Annotated in this window: 1 protein-coding gene; it reads left to right on the forward strand. The window is 68.1% G+C overall.

The features are described 5' to 3' along the window. Nucleotides 1–1,602 (forward strand): Ig-like domain-containing protein (locus tag CAF70_RS25935; protein ID WP_256575311.1); only part of this gene is annotated, 1,602 nt, incomplete at both ends.

Here is a 1,602-nt window from a genome sequence, read left to right on the forward strand (position 1 = left end):
GGCAACTGGTCGTTCACGCCCGGTACGCCGCTGGCCAACGGCACGGTGATCAACGCCGTGGCCCAGGACCCGGCCGGCAATACCAGCGGGCCGACCAGCGTCACCGTAGACGCCATCGCCCCGGCTGCACCGATCATCAACCTGAGTGACGGCAGCAGCCTCAGTGGTACCGCCGAGCCGAACAGTACCGTGACCCTCACCGACGGCAGCGGTAATCCCATCGGCCAGGCGACGGCCGACGGCAGTGGCAACTGGAGCTTCACTCCAGCCACGCCGCTGGCCAATGGCACAGTGGTCAATGCCACGGCGAGCGACCTGGCGGGCAACACCGGTTCGGCAGCGACGGTCACCGTCGATTCCAGTGCGCCGGCTGCACCCGTCATCAATCCAAGCAACGGTGTGACCATCAGCGGTACGGCTGAAGCGGGCGCCACCGTGACCCTGACCGACGGCAGCGGCAATCCGATCGGCCAGATCACCGCAGACGGCAGCGGTAACTGGAGCTTCACCCCCGGCACGCCGCTGGCCAACGGTACCGTGGTCAACGCCACGGCAACCGACCCGACCGGCAACACCAGCGCGCCGTCGAGCACCACGGTGGACTCGGTGGCCCCGGCCGCGCCAGTGGTCGAACCGAGCAATGGCGCGGCAATCAGCGGTACCGCCGAAGCTGGCGCAACTGTCATCCTCACCGACGGCGTCGGCAACCCGATCGGCCAGACTACCGCCGGTGGCAGCGGCAACTGGGCCTTTACACCTTCGCCCCCCCTGGCCGATGGCACCGTGGTCAACGCCACGGCGACCGATCCGGCCGGCAATACCAGCGGGCCGACCAGCGTCACCGTTGACGCCATCGCCCCGGCTGCACCGATCATCAACCTGAGCGACGGCAGCAGCCTCAGCGGTACCGCCGAGCCGAACAGCACGGTGACCCTCACCGATGGCAGCAGCAATCCGATAGGCCAGGTGACGGCCGATGGCAGTGGCAACTGGACCTACACCCCAGCCACGCCGCTGGCCAATGGCACAGTGGTCAATGCCACGGCGAGCGACCTGGCGGGCAACACCGGTTCGGCAGCGACGGTCACCGTCGATTCCAATGCGCCGGCTGCACCCGTCATCAATCCAGGCAACGGTGTGACCATCAGCGGTACGGCTGAAGCGGGCGCCACCGTGACCCTGACCGACGGCAGCGGCAACCCGATCGGCCAGATCACCGCCGACGGCAGTGGTAACTGGAGCTTCACCCCCGGCACGCCGCTGGTAAACGGTACCGTGGTTAACGCCACGGCAACCGACCCGACCGGCAACACCAGCGCACCGTCGAGCACCACGGTGGACTCGGTGGCCCCGGCCGCGCCAGTGGTCGAACCGAGCAACGGCGTGGAAATCAGTGGTACCGCCGAAGCCGGCGCGAGGGTCATCCTGACCGATGGCAGCGGCAACCCGATAGGTCAGACTACTGCCGATGGCAGTGGTAATTGGAGCGTCACCCCAGCCACGCCGCTGGCCAATGGCACGGTGATCAATGCCGTGGCCCAGGACCCGGCCGGCAATACCAGCGGGCCGACCAGCGTCACCGTCGACGCCGTCGCGCCACCT

Origin of the sequence: Pseudomonas sp. B19(2017), from assembly GCF_002113165.1 — a bacterium.
In the GTDB taxonomy this organism is placed as follows: domain Bacteria; phylum Pseudomonadota; class Gammaproteobacteria; order Pseudomonadales; family Pseudomonadaceae; genus Aquipseudomonas.